The following is a 16,871-nucleotide window of genomic DNA, read 5'->3' on the forward strand; positions in this document are numbered from 1 at the left end:
CCGCGAAGAGGCCGGCACAGGCAACGACGATACCCGAACCGGCCAGCACGCCCTCAGGCTGCTCTTTCGTCTGGATCTGTCAGCGCTTCTGGGTCAGCGCACGGCGCTCGAACTCGACGATACGCTGGCGATAGTGCTCGATGGTCTGGGCGGTCAGCACGCTGCGCTGGTCGTCCTTGAGCTCACCGTTCAGTTCGTGGGCCAGCTTGCGCGCCGCGGCAACCATCACGTCGAAAGCCTGTTTCGGATGACGTGGGCCCGGCAAGCCGAGGAAGAAGCTCACCGCGCGGGTGCTGAAGTGATCGATGTCGTCCAGGTCGAACACGCCAGGCTTGACTGCGTTGGCCATCGAGAACAGCACCTCGCCGTGACCGGCCATGCTCTCGTGACGGTGGAAGATGTCCATTTCGCCGAAGCGCAAGCCGCTTTCCAGGATGTTCTGCAGCAGCGCCGGGCCCTTGAAGCCCCCCTCGTCACGGGAGATCACGCTGATGACCAGCACCTCTTCAGCGGGTGGCAACTCCTTGACGCTGCTGCTGGCAGGCGCTGCGCCGCTACTACGGTTGTTGTCGGCGGCAAAGTCGTCATCGCTGTCGGCAAACAGGTCGGGCTCGCGCTGCTCGGCGCTCAGGTTCAGGTCACCCTGCTGCACATCGGCAGCCGCACTGGCACGCTTGCCGCGCTTGCTGGCCTTGACCGGCTTGGGCTCGCGCTCGCGATCACGCGCAGACGCGCTGAGCGACGGCAGGTCGCTTTCGTCAAGCTCAGGCTCCTTGTGGGTATCGAGCACTCGCGACGGGCCGAGCACCTCGGCACTGCCACCCTCTTCGTCCGGCAGGTTGGAATAACTGCGATCCAGACGGAATTTCAACTTGCCTTTGCCGCCGCGCATGCGGCGCCAGCCGTCGAAAAGAATCCCGGCAATAACAATGATGCCGATAACGATCAGCCACTCGCGCAGACCGATTTCCATGTAATCCCGTGCCTCTATAAAAATATGCTTGAAAACAAAGGGTTCAAAGCCCTTTAACACGTGGCGCCAACTCTATGTTCTGACAGGCGTTTTACCCACGCAAAAAACGAGTGACATTAAGCTAGCACGACCAAAGACAACTTTACACCGTCTGTCGCACACGGCGGGGGCATTTCGCTACAGAATGTGCCCCTATCGTCGTACATCAAGCGTCGACCATGGCCATGGCCGCCTCCACATCAACCGCAACAAGGCGTGAACAACCCGGCTCATGCATGGTCACCCCCATCAATTGATCCGCCATCTCCATCGCAATCTTGTTATGGGTGATGTAGATGAACTGCACGCTTTCACTCATTTCCTTGACCAGACGCGCATAGCGCCCGACGTTGGCATCGTCCAGCGGCGCATCGACCTCGTCGAGCATGCAGAACGGTGCGGGGTTCAACTTGAAGATGGCAAACACCAGCGCCAAAGCGGTCAGTGCCTTCTCGCCGCCGGACAGCAAATGGATGGTGCTGTTCTTCTTGCCCGGGGGGCGCGCCATGATCGTCACCCCTGTATCGAGTAGATCTTCGCCCGTCAGTTCCAGATAAGCGCTGCCACCACCGAAAACTTTTGGGAAAAGTGCCTGTAATCCGGCATTTATCTGATCAAAGGTATCCTTGAAGCGGTTGCGGGTCTCCTTGTCGATCTTGCGGATGACGTTTTCGAGGGTTTCCAGCGCTTCGACCAGGTCGGCGTCCTGGGCGTCCAGGTAACGTTTGCGCTCGGACTGCTGCTCGTATTCTTCGATGGCCGCCAGGTTGATCGCCCCCAGGCGCTGGATGCGCGCCTCAAGCTGCTCCAGTTCCTGTTCGGTACCCTGCTCGCTGGCCTCGGCTTCCAGGGTGGCGAGCACGCCTTGCAGGTCATAACCGTCGGCCAGCAACTGCTCTTGCAGGGTCTTGCGCCGCACATCCAGGCCCTGGCACTCCAGGCGCAGTTGCTCCAGTTGACCGCGCAGCAACTGGGCCTGCTGCTCGGCCTGGGTGCGGCGCTTTTCGGCATCGCGCAGTTCGCGGTCGGCTTCGTCCATGTGCAGGCGAGCCAGGCGCATTTCCTCGTCGACGCTCATGCGCCGCTCCAGCAGCTCCTCCAGCTTCAGGCGTAGCTCTTCCTGCGGGGCCTCACCCTCCTCCAGGTTCAGGCTCAGTTGTTCCTGGCGCTCGGTCAGGCGTGCAGCTTGCAGCTCCAGACGCTCCAGAGCCTGGCGGGTAGAATCGTACTGGGCACGCAGCGAACCCAGGCGTACCGCCAACTGGTGAGCGTGGTCCTTGTGCTGACGGGCCTCCTGACGCACCCGGTCAAGGCTTTCGCGCAGGGTGTCGCGGCGGGCCATCAACTGTTCGCGCTGCTCGGTGTCCTGGGCCATGAGCTCCAGAGCCTCTTGCAGCAGCAGGCGGGCTTCGCCCAGTTGCTCATGCTCCAGGGCGCGCTGCTCTTCCAGCTCGCCCAGCTCTTCCTGCAGGCGGCGGCGGCGCAGCTCGACCTGCTCGGCGCGCGCGCGGCTGGCCGAAAGGCTGGCCTTCAGCTCGCCGTGCAGGCGGTTTTCATCCTGGGTGCGGCGGCGCAACTGTTCGCGCTGCTCCTCCAGGTCCAGCTGCTGCTCGCGCAGGGCCTGCAACTGTTGATCGAGCTGTTCCAGCGCCGCTTCCTGTTCCAGTTGTTCCTGGCCCAGGCGTTCGATCTCCTGGCCGCGCGCCAGCACGCCGCCTTCGGCCTCGCCACCCCGGCGTACCCGCAGGAAGTGCCGGCCGACCCAGTAGCCATCGCGACTGACCAGGCTCTGCCCTTCGCCGAGCGCCCCGCGTTGTTCCAGCGCCTGGGCAAGGTCTTCCACAGGCCTCACCTGGCCCAACCAAGGTGCCAGGTCGATACGGCCCTCGACCTTCTCCAGCAAGCTGCCGGGCAACGTCGCCCCCGCACCGACGGCCAGCAGCAAGCGCAGCTCTCCCTGCTCCAGGCCCGCAAAATCGAGGTCGTTGAAATCGTCCACCAGCACGGCCTGCAGATCGGCACCAAGCACGGTCTCTACCGCCAGCTCCCAACCCGGCTCCACCCGCAAGCCTTCGGCCAGCCGCGGCTGTTGCTCCAGCCCTTGGCCGTGCAGCCATTGCGCAGCACCTGCGCCCGGCTCCAGGGCGGCCTGCTGCAAGGCTTCAAGCGAGGCCAGGCGCCCGCCCAGGCGCTGCAGATCGCCCTGTGCCTGCTGTTGCGCCTGGGTGGCCTGCTGCAGTTGCTCGCGCGCGCTTTCCAGGCGCTCGATCACCTGCTCTTCGCAGAGGTGCAGTTCTTCCAGCAGCATTTCGCTGCTGGCCAGCTGCTCGGCCAGTTCGAGCATGGCGGCATCCTGCGGGTCGCTGCCCAGTTGCTCGCGCTCCTCGACCAACTTGCGCTGGCGCTCGGCCTGGCGCTCAAGGCTGGTTTCCAGTTGCTGCAGGCGCGCCTGCTGCACTTCGGCCTGGCGGCGCGGTTCGGCGGAACGGCTGTTGAAGCTGTCCCACTGCTCCTGCCAGCCGTGCATGCCCAGTTCGGCCTCTTCAAGCGCGGCAGCGGCTTCCTCGGCAGCCGCCTGGGTCATTTCCTGCTCGGGTTCGAGCATGGCCAGCTCTTCGCCCAGGGTCGCCAGCAAGGTACGGTCGTGGCCCAGGTGCGATTCGGTTTCCAGGCGTGTGCGCTCGGCTTCCTTGAAGTCGTCCTGCAACTGCCGCAGGCGCTGCTGGCCGTGCTGGATGCTCTGCTCGACCCGGGCGATGTCACCGGCAACCGAGTAGAAACGGCCCTGCACCTGGTTGAAGCGTTCGGACAGTTCGTGATGACCGTCGCGCAGGCGTTCGATGCTGGCATCGGCATTGCGCTGCTCGGCCACCAGCGCCTCGTGAGAAACGCCCTGATCGCCGATCACCGACTCGCGCTGGCGGACTTGTTCGTCCAGGCCTCGCCAGCGCAAGGCAGACAGGCGCGCTTTCATCTGGCGCTCCTGAGCCTTGTACTCACGGTACTTCTCGGCAGCCTGGGCCTGGCGATGCAGACGCTCCAGCTGGCGCTCGAGCTCTTCGCGCAGGTCAGTCAGACGCGCCAGGTTTTCCTGGGTGCGACGGATGCGGTTCTCGGTTTCGCGGCGGCGCTCCTTGTATTTGGAAATGCCAGCTGCTTCCTCGATGAAGTTGCGCAACTCCTCGGGCTTGGCCTCGATCAGCTTGGAGATCATGCCCTGCTCGATGATCGAGTAGCTGCGCGGCCCCAGCCCCGTCCCGAGGAAGATATCGGTGATGTCACGCCGGCGGCACTTGGTGCCGTTGAGGTAATAGCTGTTCTGCCCGTCGCGGGTAACCTTGCGGCGGATCGATATCTCGGCGTAGGCGGCATACTCGCCGACCAGGGTGGTTTCGCTGTTGTCGAACACCAGCTCGATACTGGCCTGGCTGACCGGCTTGCGCCCACTGGAGCCGTTGAAGATGACGTCGGTCATCGACTCGCCGCGCAGGTTCTTCGCCGAACTCTCGCCCATCACCCAACGCACCGCGTCGATGATATTGGACTTGCCGCAGCCGTTTGGGCCGACCACGGCCGCCATGTTGCTGGGGAAGTTGACCGTGGTCGGGTCGACGAACGACTTGAACCCGGCCAGGCGAATGCACTTCAGGCGCATCGGTCAGCCTCTGGCCAGTGCCGCCAGCACCAGTTCGCAGCTGCGCTGGCCATAGGCGGTGAGCACCTCGCGAATGCGCGGCAGGTCGCGGGAGACCACGGCTTCGAGCAGGCGGGCGAACAGGTCGAGATAGTCGCTCATGTTGGCCTGGCGCTGGTCCAGCGACAGGTAATAGGCACGGCTCATGGCCGGCTGCAGGTTTTCCACGGTTTCCTGCAGGAACGGGTTGTCGGCGAATGGATAGGCCGCACGCATGACCGCAAAACTGTCGGCGACGAAGGTCTTGATGTCGAGCTGGTCATGGGCACGCTGCAGCCGCTGCTGGATCTCCAGAAACGGGCGCAAGTCGGCTTCGGTGCGCCATTTTTGCGCAACCGCATTGCCCAGCAGGATGTAGAACTCGCCCATCAGCGAGCACAGGCTGCGAACGCTGCGCTCGTCCAGCTTGGTCACATGGGCACCCCGGCGCGGCAGGATCGCCACCAGATGGCGGCGTTCGAGGATCAGCAGTGCCTCGCGCACCGAGCCGCGGCTGACGTTGAGCGCCTGGGTAACCTTCTGCTCCTGGATACGTTCGCCTGGCGCCAGCTCGCCGCGGATGATGCGTTCGGCCAGGTAATCGGCAATCTGCTCGGAGAGGCTGTCCGGGGCCTTGAACGTCATGGTTTTCCTTCAAAATCATTGAACTGGGCACAAGGGGCGAATTGTAGCGTACTTGGGCGGTAGTCGCGCAGAGGGGCCAGGTGGTTTATTTGACCTGTCAGACAGCCACGCGCCCGGCGCGATCTATGCTTGGAATAGAGGCAGTGTGTTCGGCTGGGCATGGACATGTGCATTTTCTTGACCTTTGGGTCAGAAAAATATTGACCTGCTAGACAGGTCTTGCTTAGAGTCCGCCCAACAACAATAAAACCATTGCGAGGCCATCCCCGTGATCCAGTTTCTCGTCAACCAGGAGCTGCGTAGTGAGCACGCCCTGGACCCAAACATGACGGTGCTGCAGTACCTGCGCGAGCACCTGGGCAAAACCGGCACCAAGGAGGGCTGCGCCAGTGGAGACTGCGGTGCGTGCACCGTGGTGGTCGGCGAACTGAGCCAGGACGACCAAGGCAACGACAGCCTGCGCTACCGCAGCCTCAATTCGTGCCTGACCTTTGTGTCGTCGCTGCACGGCAAGCAACTGATCAGCGTCGAGGGTCTCAAACAACAGGGCCAATTGCACAGCGTTCAACAAGCGATGGCAGACTGCCACGGATCGCAATGCGGCTTCTGCACGCCCGGCTTCGTCATGTCACTGTTTGCCCTGCAAAAGAACAGCAGCGGCCCCGACCTGCACCAGGCCCAGGAAGCCCTGGCTGGCAACCTGTGCCGCTGCACCGGTTACCGACCGATCCTCGACGCTGCCGAGCAGAGCTGCCGCCAGCCCTGCCGCGACCAGTTCGATAGCCAGCAGGCGCAAACCATCAGCCGCCTCAAGGCCATTGCCCCGACCCAGACCGGCGAGCTGAACAGCGGCGACAAGCGCTGCCTGGTACCGCTGACCGTCTCCGACCTGGCCGACCTGTACAGCTCGCACCCTGAAGCGCGCCTGCTCGCGGGGGGGACCGACCTGGCGCTGGAAGTCACCCAGTTCCACAAGACCCTGCCAGTGATGATCTATGTCGGCCATGTGGCGGAGCTCAAGCGCATCGAGAAAACCGCCAGCCACCTGGAAATCGGCGCCGCCACGTCGCTGACTGACTGCTACGCCGCACTGAACGAAGAGTACCCTGACTTCGGGGCACTGCTTCACCGCTTCGCCTCGCTGCAAATCCGCAACCAGGGCACCCTCGGCGGCAACATCGGCAACGCCTCGCCGATCGGCGACTCGCCACCCTTGCTGATCGCACTGGATGCGCAGGTCGTCCTGCGCCAGGGCGAGCGCCAGCGGGTGATGCCACTGGAAGACTACTTCATCGATTACCGCATCACTGCCCGACAGGACAGCGAGTTCATCGAGAAGATCATTGTGCCGCGCGCCACCAGCGACTGGGCGTTCCGCGCCTATAAAGTGTCCAAGCGCCTGGACGATGACATCTCCGCCGTGTGCGGGGCGTTCAACCTCAGCATCGAAGACGGCGTAGTCAGCGGGGTACGCATCGCCTTCGGCGGCATGGCGGCGATCCCCAAACGCGCCCGCGCCTGTGAGGCGGCGCTACGTGGCAAGCCATGGGACCAGGCTGCCATCGAGCGCGCCTGCCAGGCCCTGGCCGAAGACTTCACCCCGCTCAGCGACTTCCGCGCCAGCAAGGAATACCGCCTGCTGACCGCGCAGAACCTGCTGCGCAAGTATTTCATCGAACAGCAAACACCGCACATCGAAACCCGGGTGACCGCTTATGTCTAACCATCACGCAGCCAAAAGCCAGGCCGAGATGGCCGAACTGTTCAGCCAGGACCTGACCACCGGGGTGGGCCGCAGCGTCAAGCACGACAGCGCCGACAAGCATGTATCCGGCGAGGCTGTGTACATCGACGACCGCCTGGAATTCCCCAACCAGTTGCACGTCTATGCCCGCACCGCCGACCGCGCCCATGCGCGTATCCTGCGCATCGATACCACGCCGTGCTACGCCTTCGAGGGCGTGCGCATTGCCATCACCCACGAAGACATCCCCGGCCTGAAGGACATCGGCCCGGTGGTGGCCGGCGACCCGCTTCTGGCCATCGACAAGGTCGAGTTCTTCGGCCAGCCGGTGCTCGCTGTCGCTGCCCGCGATCTTGAAACCGCACGTAAAGCGGCCATGGCCGCCATCGTCGAGTACGAAGACCTGGAACCGGTGCTGGACGTGGTCGAGGCGCTGCACAAGAAGCACTTCGTGCTCGATAGCCACACCCATCAGCGCGGCGATTCGGCGGCCGCCCTGGCCAGCGCCCCGCACCGCATTCAGGGCACCCTGCACATCGGCGGCCAGGAGCACTTCTACCTGGAAACGCAGATTTCCTCGGTAATGCCTACCGAAGACGGCGGCATGATCGTCTACTGCTCCACGCAGAACCCCACCGAAGTGCAGAAACTGGTCGCCGAAGTGCTCGACGTACCGATGAACAAGGTGGTGCTGGACATGCGCCGCATGGGTGGCGGTTTTGGCGGCAAGGAAACCCAGGCCGCCAGCCCGGCATGCCTGTGCGCGGTAGTTGCGCGCCTGACCGGCCAGCCAACCAAGATGCGCCTGCCGCGGGTCGAAGACATGACCATGACCGGCAAGCGCCACCCGTTCTACGTCGAGTATGACGTGGGCTTCGACGACAACGGCCGGCTGCACGGCATCAATTTCGACCTGGCCGGCAACTGCGGCTATTCGCCCGACCTGTCCGGCTCGATCGTCGACCGCGCCATGTTCCACTCCGACAACGCTTACTACCTGGGCGATGCCACCGTCCACGGCCACCGCTGCAAGACCAACACCGCCTCCAACACCGCCTACCGTGGCTTTGGCGGCCCACAGGGCATGGTCGCCATCGAGCAGGTGATGGACCATATCGCCCGTCATCTGGGCCGTGACCCGCTGGCCGTGCGCAAGGCCAACTATTACGGCAAGACCGAACGCAACGTCACCCACTACTACCAGACCGTCGAGCACAACATGCTCGAGGAGATGACCGCCGAGCTGGAAGCCAGCAGCGACTACGCCGAACGCCGCGAGTCGATCCGCCGCTTCAACGCCAACAGCCCGATCCTGAAGAAAGGCCTGGCGCTGACTCCGGTCAAGTTCGGCATTTCGTTCACCGCCACCTTCCTCAACCAGGCCGGTGCGCTGATCCACATCTATACAGACGGCAGCATCCACCTGAACCACGGCGGCACCGAGATGGGTCAGGGCCTGAACACCAAGGTAGCCCAGGTGGTGGCGCAGATCTTCCAGGTGGATTTCAGCCGCATTCAGATCACCGCCACCAACACCGACAAGGTGCCTAACACCTCGCCTACGGCTGCTTCCAGCGGCGCCGACCTGAACGGCAAGGCGGCGCAGAACGCGGCTGAAATCCTCAAGCGCCGCCTGACCGAGTTTGCCGCACGGCACTATCAGGTGACCGAGGAAGACGTCGAGTTCCGTAACGGCCATGTGCGCGTGCGCGACCAGATCGTCAGCTTCGAGCAACTGGTGCAGCAGGCTTACTTCGCTCAGGTGTCGCTGTCCAGCACAGGGTTCTACCGCACACCGAAGATCTTCTACGACCGCAGCCAGGCTCGCGGCCGGCCGTTCTACTACTTCGCCTTTGGCGCTGCCTGCGTGGAAGTGATCGTCGATACGCTGACCGGCGAATACAAGATGTTGCGCGCCGACATCCTGCACGACGTGGGCGATTCGCTGAACCCTGCGATCGACATCGGCCAGGTAGAGGGCGGTTTCATCCAGGGCATGGGCTGGCTGACTACCGAAGAGCTGGTGTGGAACGCCAAAGGCAAGCTGATGACCAACGGCCCGGCCAGCTACAAGATACCGGCCGTGGCCGACATGCCACTGGACTTGCGGGTAAAACTGGTGGAGAACCGCAAAAACCCGGAAGACACCGTGTTCCACTCCAAGGCCGTGGGCGAACCACCATTCATGCTCGGCATCGCTGCCTGGTGTGCAATCAAGGATGCCGTGGCCAGCCTCGCCGACTACCGCGTGCAGCCGCAGGTGGATGCGCCAGCTACACCTGAGCGGGTGCTGTGGGGCTGCGAGCAGATGCGCAAGGCAGTGGCTGAAACACAGTCGCGCGAACTGGAACTGGAAACCATCACCCCCTGACAACGCAAGGCCCTGGTAGGAGCGGGTTTACCCGCGAATGCGATATCAGCTTCACCGCTACATTCGCGGGTAAACCCGCTCCTACCAGGGTCGGCAGCATGGCTTAGAGAGGTTGCATCATGCACCAATGGATCAACGCCCTCGCCGACCACCAATCACGTGGCGAAGCCTGCGTGCTGGTGACCATCATCGAGGAACGCGGCTCAACACCGCGCAATGCCGGCTCAAAGATGGTGGTCAGCGCCAGCGGCCTGTTCGACACCATCGGCGGCGGGCACCTCGAATACAAGGCCTTGCACATCGCCCGGCAAATGCTCGAAGAGCAGCGCACCACCCCGCACCTGGAGCGCTTCAGCCTCGGCGCCAGCCTGGGCCAGTGTTGCGGCGGCGCCACCGTGCTGCTGTTCGAGCCGATGGCCGCTGTGCAGGCGCAGATCGCCGTGTTCGGCGCGGGCCATGTCGGCAGGGCTCTGGTACCCTTGCTCGCCGCGCTCCCCTGCCGGGTGCGCTGGATTGACTCGCGTGAACAGGAATTCCCCGAACTCATCCCCAAGGGGGTGACCAAGGTCGTCAGTGAGGAACCGGTCGACGAAGTCGCGGACCTGCCGCCCGGCAGCTACTGCATCGTCATGACCCACAACCACCAGCTCGACCTGGAACTGACCGCCGCCATTCTCAAGCGCAACGATTTCACCTGGTTCGGCCTGATCGGCTCGAAGACCAAACGGGTCAAGTTCGAGCACCGCCTGCGCGAGCGAGGTTTCGACGAGGCCGTCATGGCACGCATGCGCTGCCCTATGGGCCTGACCGAGGTCAAGGGCAAGCTGCCCATCGAGATCGCCGTGTCTATCGCCGGTGAAATCATTGCCACTTACAACGCCTGCTTCGGCCAGCACGACGCTGCCGCCAATGCCGGCCCCATTGCCCAATTGCTGCCGCCCTCCCGCCGCAGCCAAGCCATTTGACGAGTGTGTTATGACCGTTACCCGCAAAGCCTACCGTGCCGCCATCCTGCACAGCATTGCCGACCCGGCCGAGGTGGGCCTGGAGGCTTCCCATGAATACTACGAAGACGGCCTGCTGGTGGTCGACGATGGCCGCATCAGCGCCGTTGGGCACGCCAGTGAACTGCTGCCGACGCTGGATGCCGGCATCCCGGTCGAGCACTACCAGGACGCGCTGATCACCCCGGGCTTCATCGATACCCACATCCACTTCCCGCAGACCGGCATGATCGGCTCGTACGGCGAGCAGCTGCTGGACTGGCTCAACACCTACACCTTCCCCTGCGAAAAGCAGTTCGCCGACAAAGGCCACGCCGACCAGGTGGCGAAGATCTTCCTCAAGGAACTGCTGCGCAACGGCACCACCACTGCGCTGGTATTCGGCAGCGTGCACCCGGAGTCGGTCAACGCCCTGTTCGAAGAAGCCGAGCGCCTGGACCTGCGCCTGATCGCCGGCAAAGTGATGATGGACCGCAATGCCCCAGACTACCTGACCGACACCGCCGAGTCCGGCTATGCCGAAAGCAAGGCACTGATCGAGCGCTGGCACGGCAAAGGCCGCCTGCACTATGCAGTGACCCCACGCTTCGCCCCAACCAGCACGCCGGAACAATTGACCCTGGCCGGCCAATTGCTCAAGGAGCACCCGGGCGTGTACATGCACACGCACCTGTCGGAAAACCTCAAGGAAATCGACTGGGTAAAGTCGCTGTTCCCCGAGCAGAAGGGTTACCTGGACGTCTACGATCACTTCGAGCTGCTCGGCGAGCGCTCGGTGTTTGCCCACGGCGTGCACCTGTGCGACAACGAGTGCCAGCGCCTGGCCGAAACCGGCTCGGCCGTGGCTTTCTGCCCCACCTCCAACCTGTTCCTCGGCAGCGGCCTGTTCAACCTGCCCCAGGCCGAGCGGTTCAAGGTCAACGTGGGCCTGGGCACCGACGTTGGCGCCGGCACCAGCTTCTCTCTGCTTAACACCCTGAACGAGGCATACAAGGTGATGCAGCTGCAAGGCGCGCGCCTGCACCCGTACAAATCGCTGTACCTGGCCACCCTCGGCGGCGCCCGCGCGCTACGCCTGGACGACCGTATCGGCAGCCTGCGCCCAGGCAACGATGCCGACTTCGTGGTGCTGGACTACAAGGCCACGCCACTGCTGGACTACCGCATCCAGCAGTCCAACAGCATCGAAGAAACCTTGTTCGTGCTCACCACCCTGGGCGATGACCGTACCGTGCGTGAAACCTACGCCGCCGGGCGCTGCGTGCACCAGCGCTAAGGTTCTTTCGCCAAACCCCGATACAGCGCGCCGCCGATTGCAGCCCCGATCAGCGGCGCCACCCAGAACAGCCACAGCTGCTGCAGGGCCCAGCCCCCGACGAACAAGGCCGGCCCCGTGCTACGCGCGGGGTTGACCGAGGTATTGGTGATCGGGATCGAGATCAGGTGGATCAGGGTAAGGGCCAGGCCGATGGCGATGGGTGCAAAACCGGCCGGTGCGCGGGCGTCGGTCGCCCCCATGATCACCACCAGGAACATGGCGGTCATCACCACTTCACTGATGAAGCCGGCGCCCAGCGTGTAGCCACCGGGCGAGTGGTCGGCGTAGCCGTTTGAAGCCAACCCCGAAGACAGCTCGAAACCGGCCTTGCCGCTGGCGATGAGGTAGATCACCCCGGCCGCCAGGATGGCACCGATGACCTGAGCGATCACATAAGGCAGCAGCTCTTTGGCCGGGAAGCGCCCGCCTACCACCAGCCCGAACGACACGGCAGGGTTTAGATGGCAACCAGAGATATGGCCAATCGCGAAAGCCATGGTCAGTACAGTGAGGCCGAAGGCGAAGGCGACACCGAGTACACCGATGCCGAGAGGGGAACTGGCTGCGAGTACCGCACTGCCACAGCCACCAAGGACCAGCCAGAAGGTGCCGATCAGTTCGGCCCCCATGCGTTTACCCAGGGACATGCTCATGAATCCGTTCCTCAAGAAGTTGAACGCAACGAATGCGCAAGCCCAACTGCTTGATGAAGGTTTGCTCACAAGAATTTAGCAGACCTTTGGGTTATGGCCAGTAGTGCCTGGGGGCTGCCTTGCAGCCCCTCGATCACACCGGCAAACGATCAACCCTTGATGGAAACCTTCGGCTTTTTCAACAGGTGCGAGAAGACCGCATGCAAATCGTCCGAGGCGCTCTCCTCGTCCAGGTTCAGCTTGCTGTCGATGTGGTCCATGTGATGCATCATCAGGCTCACGGCCTGCTCGGCATCGCGCGCCTCGATAGCATCGATAAGCTGCATGTGCTCATCGTAAGAGCAGTGCGAGCGGTTGCCGCTTTCGTACTGGGCGATGATCAGCGAAGTCTGCGAGACCAGGCTGCGCTGGAAACTCACCAGCGGTGCATTGCCCGCCGCTTCGGCCAGCTTGAGGTGGAACTCGCCGGAAAGGCGGATGCCGGCACCCCGGTCACCGCGCGAGAAGCTGTCGCGCTCCTCGCGCACCATCTGCCGCAGCTCGTTGAGCTGATCGGGGGTGGCATGCTGCACCGCCAACTCGGTGATGGCGCGTTCGACCATGCGCCGCGAGAAGAACACTTGGCGCGCCTCTTCCACGGTCGGGCTGGCCACCACCGCGCCGCGGTTCGGCCGCAGCAGCACCACGCTTTCGTGGGCCAGGCGCGACAAGGCGCGTCGGATGATGGTGCGACTGACGCCAAAGATCTCGCCCAGCGCTTCCTCGCTCAACTTGGTGCCCGGAGCCAGACGCTGCTCGAGGATCGCCTCGAAAATATGCGCGTAGACGATGTCGTCCTGGGTACCGCTGCGGCCGGCCTTGCCGACTCGTGCAGGTTTCTTCAGAGGTTGCAGCTGTTCGTTCATGGGCTCTCGAGGCACGAAGAGAAAGTATGGCGCCATTGTACACAGGCTGAGGCGATTCCGCAGGGGGCGTTTTACCTATATAGCCGTTGTACGACACATTGCGCATACAAAACATAAAACATTATTTGCTTTCTTTGTACACAAAAGCATAATCCATCGAGCGACTTCTTGACCCATGAGTCAACAAACCGGTCAGACGTCTGCCTTCCCTCGCGGAGCCGCCAAGTGCATTGCGCAGGAAACTGGCTCCATAACAACAAGAAAGACTTGAGGAGTACCCGCTGTGGAAAGCCGCAAATCCGAAGCCCCTACGCTGGATCTCGCCCCACCGCTCGAAACGAGCTGGCTGGAGCGGATTTTCAAACTCAAGCAACACGGCAGTACCGTCAGAACCGAAATGATCGCTGGGGTGACCACCTTCATCACCATGGCCTACATCATCTTCGTCAACCCCAACATCATGGCCGACGCCGGCATCGACCATGGTGCCGCTTTCGTCGCCACCTGCATCGCCGCCGCGCTGGGCTGCCTGCTGATGGGCCTGTACGCCAACTGGCCGGTGGGCCTGGCGCCGGGCATGGGGCTCAATGCCTTCTTTACCTACACCGTTGTCGGCACCATGGGCTACAACTGGGAAACGGCGCTGGGGGCGGTATTCGTCTCGGGCGTGCTGTTCATGTTCCTGACCTTGTCGAAAGTGCGCGAATGGCTGCTCAACAGCATCCCGGTCAGCCTGCGCCATGCCATGGGGGCCGGCGTCGGATTGTTTCTCGGGCTGATCGGCCTTAAGACCGCAGGCATCATCGTCGACAGCCCTGCCACCCTGATCAAGCTGGGCTCGCTGCATGAACCGGGGCCACTGCTGGCAGCCGTGTGCTTCCTGCTGATCGCCATCCTCAGCTACAAGCGGGTATTCGGCGCGATCCTGATCAGCATCATGGGTGTCACCCTGGCCGGCTGGGGCCTGGGCCTGGTCAAATTTGGCGGGGTGATGTCGATGCCGCCGAGCCTGGCGCCCACCTGGATGGCCATGGACGTGGCTGGCGTGTTCAACGTCAGCATGATCAGCGTGGTGCTGGCGTTCCTCTTCGTGCACATGTTCGACACTGCCGGCACCCTGATGGGCGTCGCGCAACGGGCCAACCTGGTGGCGCCGGACGGGCGTATCGAGAACCTGTCGAAGGCGTTGAAGGCTGACAGTGCCTCGAGTGTGTTCGGTGCGGTGGTAGGTGTACCGCCGGTGACCAGCTATGTGGAGAGTGCCGCGGGGGTTGCCGCAGGTGGCCGAACTGGCCTGACGGCTGTGGTGGTAGGCCTGCTGTTCATCGCCGCGATGTTCTTCGCGCCGCTGGCCGGGATGATTCCGGCCTATGCGACAGCAGGTGCACTGATCTATGTTGCAATGCTGATGATGGGCAGCATGGCGCATATCCATTGGGATGAGGCCACCGACAGCATTCCGGCGATCGTCACGGTGATCATGATGCCGCTGACGTTCTCGGTCGCCGATGGTATTGCCCTGGGCTTCATCAGCTATGTGGCCTTGAAGGCGGGTACCGGCAAGTACAAGGAAATCTCGGCCAGCCTGTGGGTGCTGTGCGCGATCTTCATCGCCAAGTTCGTATTCCTCTGATCAAGGGTGTCTGGCTTTAGATTTCCAGTGTTTTCGAAACCGAGCGCCGCCCGCGCGGCGCATCGCGACCAAGGTCGCTCCTACGCTTGTTTCGGGCCACTAATGCCTGCGAGGGACGTGCGCGACCGCCTTGTTGGTATGCCGCGATATGGCGCCCTTGCTCAACATTTGAAAGGCCTTCGCGGTCGCCCGTAGGAGCGGGTTCACCCGCGAAAGGGCCGGCCCTGCCTGCCAATCTCCACCCGCCGTTCACCGTTGCTGCTGCCACCGTATTCGCGGGTAAACCCGCTCCTACAACGGTGGCGGACAGTTGGACACAGCCCGCTGTAGGAGCGGGTTTACCCGCGAAAGGGCCGGCCCTGCTGGCCAATCTCCACCCGCCGTTCACCGTTGCTGCCGCCACCGTATTCGCGGGTAAACCCGCTCCTACCACGGTGGCGGACAGTTGGACACAGCCCGCTGTAGGAGCGGGTTTACCCGCGAAGAGGCCGGCCCTGCTGGCCAATCTCCACCCGCCGTTCACCGTTGCTGCCGCCACCGTATTCGCGGGTAAACCCGCTCCTACAACGGTGGCGGACAGTTGGACACAGCCCGCTGTAGGAGCGGGTTCACCCGCGAAAGGGCCGGCCCTGCTGGCCAATCTCCACCCGCCGTTCACCGTTGCTGCCGCCACCGTATTCGCGGGTAAACCCGCTCCTACCACGGTGGCGGACAGTTGGACACAGCCCGCTGTAGGAGCGGGTTCACCCGCGAAAGGGCCGGCCCTGCCTGCCAATCTCCACCCGCCGTTCACCGTTGCTGCCGCCACCGTATTCGCGGGTAAACCCGCTCCTACCACGGTGGCGGACAGTTGGACACAGCCCGCTGTAGGAGCGGGTTTACCCGCGAAAGGGCCGGCCCTGCCTGCCAATCTCCACCCGCCGTTCACCGTTGCTGCCGCCACCGTATTCGCGGGTAAACCCGCTCCTACCACGGTGGTGGACAGTTGGACACAGCCCGCTGTAGGAGCGGGTTCACCCGCGAAAGGGCCGGCCCTGCCTGCCAATCTCCACCCGCCGTTCACCGTTGCTGCCGCCACCGTATTCGCGGGTAAACCCGCTCCTACCACGGTGGTGGACAGTTGGACACAGCCCGTCGTAGGAGCGGGTTCACCCGCGAAGAGGCCGGCACAGGCAACGCAAAAAACAGCAGACGAAAAAAAGCCCGCCAGTGTGAGAGCGGGCCAAAGGACCTACGAAGATTCTTCTAGCGACCAACTAGCTTCCACGATAGGTCGAATAGCTGTACGGCGAAATCAGCAGCGGCACGTGGTAATGCTCCTGCGACTCGTCGATGCCAAAGCGCAGCACAACAACATCCAGAAACGCCTGGGCCGGCAGTTGCACGCCACGGGCGCGGTAGTAATCCCCAGCGCTGAACTGCAACTGGTAAACGCCAGTGCGGTAATCGTCCCCCTGCAACAGCGGCGCATCGACGCGGCCATCGCTATTGGTCAGGGCGGTGTTCACCAGCTCCAGCTGCTGGCCTTCGACGCGGTACAGCTCGACCTTGATCGAGCTACCCGGGCAGCCATGCGCGGCATCCAGTACGTGTGTGGTCAAACGTCCCATTGCGTGTCGCCTCTTGTTCAATCTGTGGGCAAAAAATACTCAGCCATCGCACCAGCTTAGCGCCTGCGGCAGGCGGGAATGACGTTATTAAGACATTCCACCCATGAATTGTACACAATTTTTTGATCTCCCCTGTCGCACCCTCCCTTTGATGCCCATAAACGACCCATCGGTCGCAAATACGCGCACCATAACGATGCCAACTTTATTAGCTGACCAATCAGGCAGGTTTCTTGCACTGTATTTCCAAGTCGCTGTCAGGCGACAAAAGGGAAGAAATGCGGAAAAACAGGCTTACAAAAG

Annotated in this window: 11 protein-coding genes; 5 read left to right on the plus strand and 6 right to left on the minus strand. The window is 62.9% G+C overall.

Annotated elements, in window-relative coordinates; genetic code table 11:
- Positions 1 to 79: 79 nt before the first annotated feature.
- The 3 genes from zipA to J3A98_RS16005 all read right to left on the minus strand — a co-directional run bounded on the left by zipA (position 80) and on the right by J3A98_RS16005 (position 5,330).
- Complete coding sequence (zipA, locus tag J3A98_RS15995) at positions 80 to 973, minus strand: cell division protein ZipA (protein WP_209967297.1); 894 nt, start codon at positions 971 to 973, stop codon at positions 80 to 82.
- 205 nt (positions 974 to 1,178) lie between these two features.
- The gene (gene smc, locus J3A98_RS16000) at positions 1,179 to 4,667 is read right to left on the minus strand and encodes a chromosome segregation protein SMC (protein WP_209967299.1); all 3,489 of its coding nucleotides are present in this window, start codon (positions 4,665 to 4,667) and stop codon (positions 1,179 to 1,181) included.
- Positions 4,668 to 4,670: 3 nt separating this feature from the next.
- Positions 4,671 to 5,330, minus strand: coding sequence for a GntR family transcriptional regulator (locus tag J3A98_RS16005; RefSeq protein ID WP_209967302.1), 660 nt, complete (start codon positions 5,328 to 5,330; stop codon positions 4,671 to 4,673).
- A gap of 268 nt (positions 5,331 to 5,598) precedes the next feature.
- Here J3A98_RS16005 and xdhA point away from each other — a divergent pair, with 268 nt between their 5' ends.
- The 4 genes from xdhA to guaD all read left to right on the plus strand — a co-directional run bounded on the left by xdhA (position 5,599) and on the right by guaD (position 11,725).
- The gene (gene xdhA / locus J3A98_RS16010; RefSeq protein WP_209967304.1) at positions 5,599 to 7,053 is read left to right on the plus strand and encodes a xanthine dehydrogenase small subunit; all 1,455 of its coding nucleotides are present in this window, start codon (positions 5,599 to 5,601) and stop codon (positions 7,051 to 7,053) included.
- Positions 7,046 to 9,445, plus strand: coding sequence for a xanthine dehydrogenase molybdopterin binding subunit (gene xdhB, locus J3A98_RS16015; RefSeq protein ID WP_209967306.1), 2,400 nt, complete (start codon positions 7,046 to 7,048; stop codon positions 9,443 to 9,445). The genes xdhA and xdhB overlap by 8 nt, the downstream gene beginning before the upstream one ends.
- 119 nt (positions 9,446 to 9,564) lie before the next feature.
- Complete coding sequence (xdhC, locus tag J3A98_RS16020) at positions 9,565 to 10,410, plus strand: xanthine dehydrogenase accessory protein XdhC (RefSeq protein WP_021783021.1); 846 nt, start codon at positions 9,565 to 9,567, stop codon at positions 10,408 to 10,410.
- Between the two features lie 10 nt (positions 10,411 to 10,420).
- The gene (gene guaD, locus J3A98_RS16025) at positions 10,421 to 11,725 is read left to right on the plus strand and encodes a guanine deaminase (protein ID WP_209967308.1); all 1,305 of its coding nucleotides are present in this window, start codon (positions 10,421 to 10,423) and stop codon (positions 11,723 to 11,725) included.
- On the opposite strand, the gene aqpZ is transcribed toward guaD, so the two are convergent.
- Positions 11,722 to 12,420 carry an aquaporin Z gene (gene aqpZ, locus J3A98_RS16030; RefSeq protein ID WP_176685153.1) on the minus strand — a complete coding sequence of 233 codons (699 nt, stop codon included), beginning with the start codon at positions 12,418 to 12,420 and terminating at the stop codon, positions 11,722 to 11,724. The two genes, guaD and aqpZ, sit on opposite strands and share 4 nt — an antisense overlap.
- A 149-nt stretch (positions 12,421 to 12,569) precedes the next feature.
- Entirely contained in the window at positions 12,570 to 13,325 is a 756-nt protein-coding gene (locus J3A98_RS16035) for a GntR family transcriptional regulator (RefSeq protein ID WP_176685152.1), read from the minus strand.
- A 313-nt stretch (positions 13,326 to 13,638) separates the two neighbouring features.
- Between J3A98_RS16035 and J3A98_RS16040 the strand changes: the two genes are divergently transcribed.
- Complete coding sequence (locus J3A98_RS16040; protein WP_223843640.1) at positions 13,639 to 14,958, plus strand: NCS2 family permease; 1,320 nt, start codon at positions 13,639 to 13,641, stop codon at positions 14,956 to 14,958.
- Positions 14,959 to 16,214: 1,256 nt separating this feature from the next.
- On the opposite strand, the gene uraH is transcribed toward J3A98_RS16040, so the two are convergent.
- Positions 16,215 to 16,568 carry a hydroxyisourate hydrolase gene (gene uraH / locus J3A98_RS16045; RefSeq protein ID WP_003254328.1) on the minus strand — a complete coding sequence of 118 codons (354 nt, stop codon included), beginning with the start codon at positions 16,566 to 16,568 and terminating at the stop codon, positions 16,215 to 16,217.
- Between the last annotated feature and the right edge of the window lie 303 nt (positions 16,569 to 16,871).

The sequence above is a fragment of the Pseudomonas sp. BP6 genome, from assembly GCF_017875935.1.
GTDB lineage: Bacteria > Pseudomonadota > Gammaproteobacteria > Pseudomonadales > Pseudomonadaceae > Aquipseudomonas > Aquipseudomonas putida_Y.

What these genes read in the sequence shown, in the direction of transcription:
- zipA (WP_209967297.1), bottom strand. Translation starts at nt 973, where the DNA reads ATGGAAATCGGTCTGCGCGAGTGGCTGATCGTTATCGGCATCATTGTT.
- smc (WP_209967299.1), bottom strand. Translation starts at nt 4,667, where the DNA reads ATGCGCCTGAAGTGCATTCGCCTGGCCGGGTTCAAGTCGTTCGTCGAC.
- J3A98_RS16005 (WP_209967302.1), bottom strand. Translation starts at nt 5,330, where the DNA reads ATGACGTTCAAGGCCCCGGACAGCCTCTCCGAGCAGATTGCCGATTAC.
- xdhB (WP_209967306.1), top strand. Translation starts at nt 7,046, where the DNA reads ATGTCTAACCATCACGCAGCCAAAAGCCAGGCCGAGATGGCCGAACTG.
- xdhC (WP_021783021.1), top strand. Translation starts at nt 9,565, where the DNA reads ATGCACCAATGGATCAACGCCCTCGCCGACCACCAATCACGTGGCGAA.
- guaD (WP_209967308.1), top strand. Translation starts at nt 10,421, where the DNA reads ATGACCGTTACCCGCAAAGCCTACCGTGCCGCCATCCTGCACAGCATT.
- aqpZ (WP_176685153.1), bottom strand. Translation starts at nt 12,420, where the DNA reads ATGAGCATGTCCCTGGGTAAACGCATGGGGGCCGAACTGATCGGCACC.
- J3A98_RS16035 (WP_176685152.1), bottom strand. Translation starts at nt 13,325, where the DNA reads ATGAACGAACAGCTGCAACCTCTGAAGAAACCTGCACGAGTCGGCAAG.
- uraH (WP_003254328.1), bottom strand. Translation starts at nt 16,568, where the DNA reads ATGGGACGTTTGACCACACACGTACTGGATGCCGCGCATGGCTGCCCG.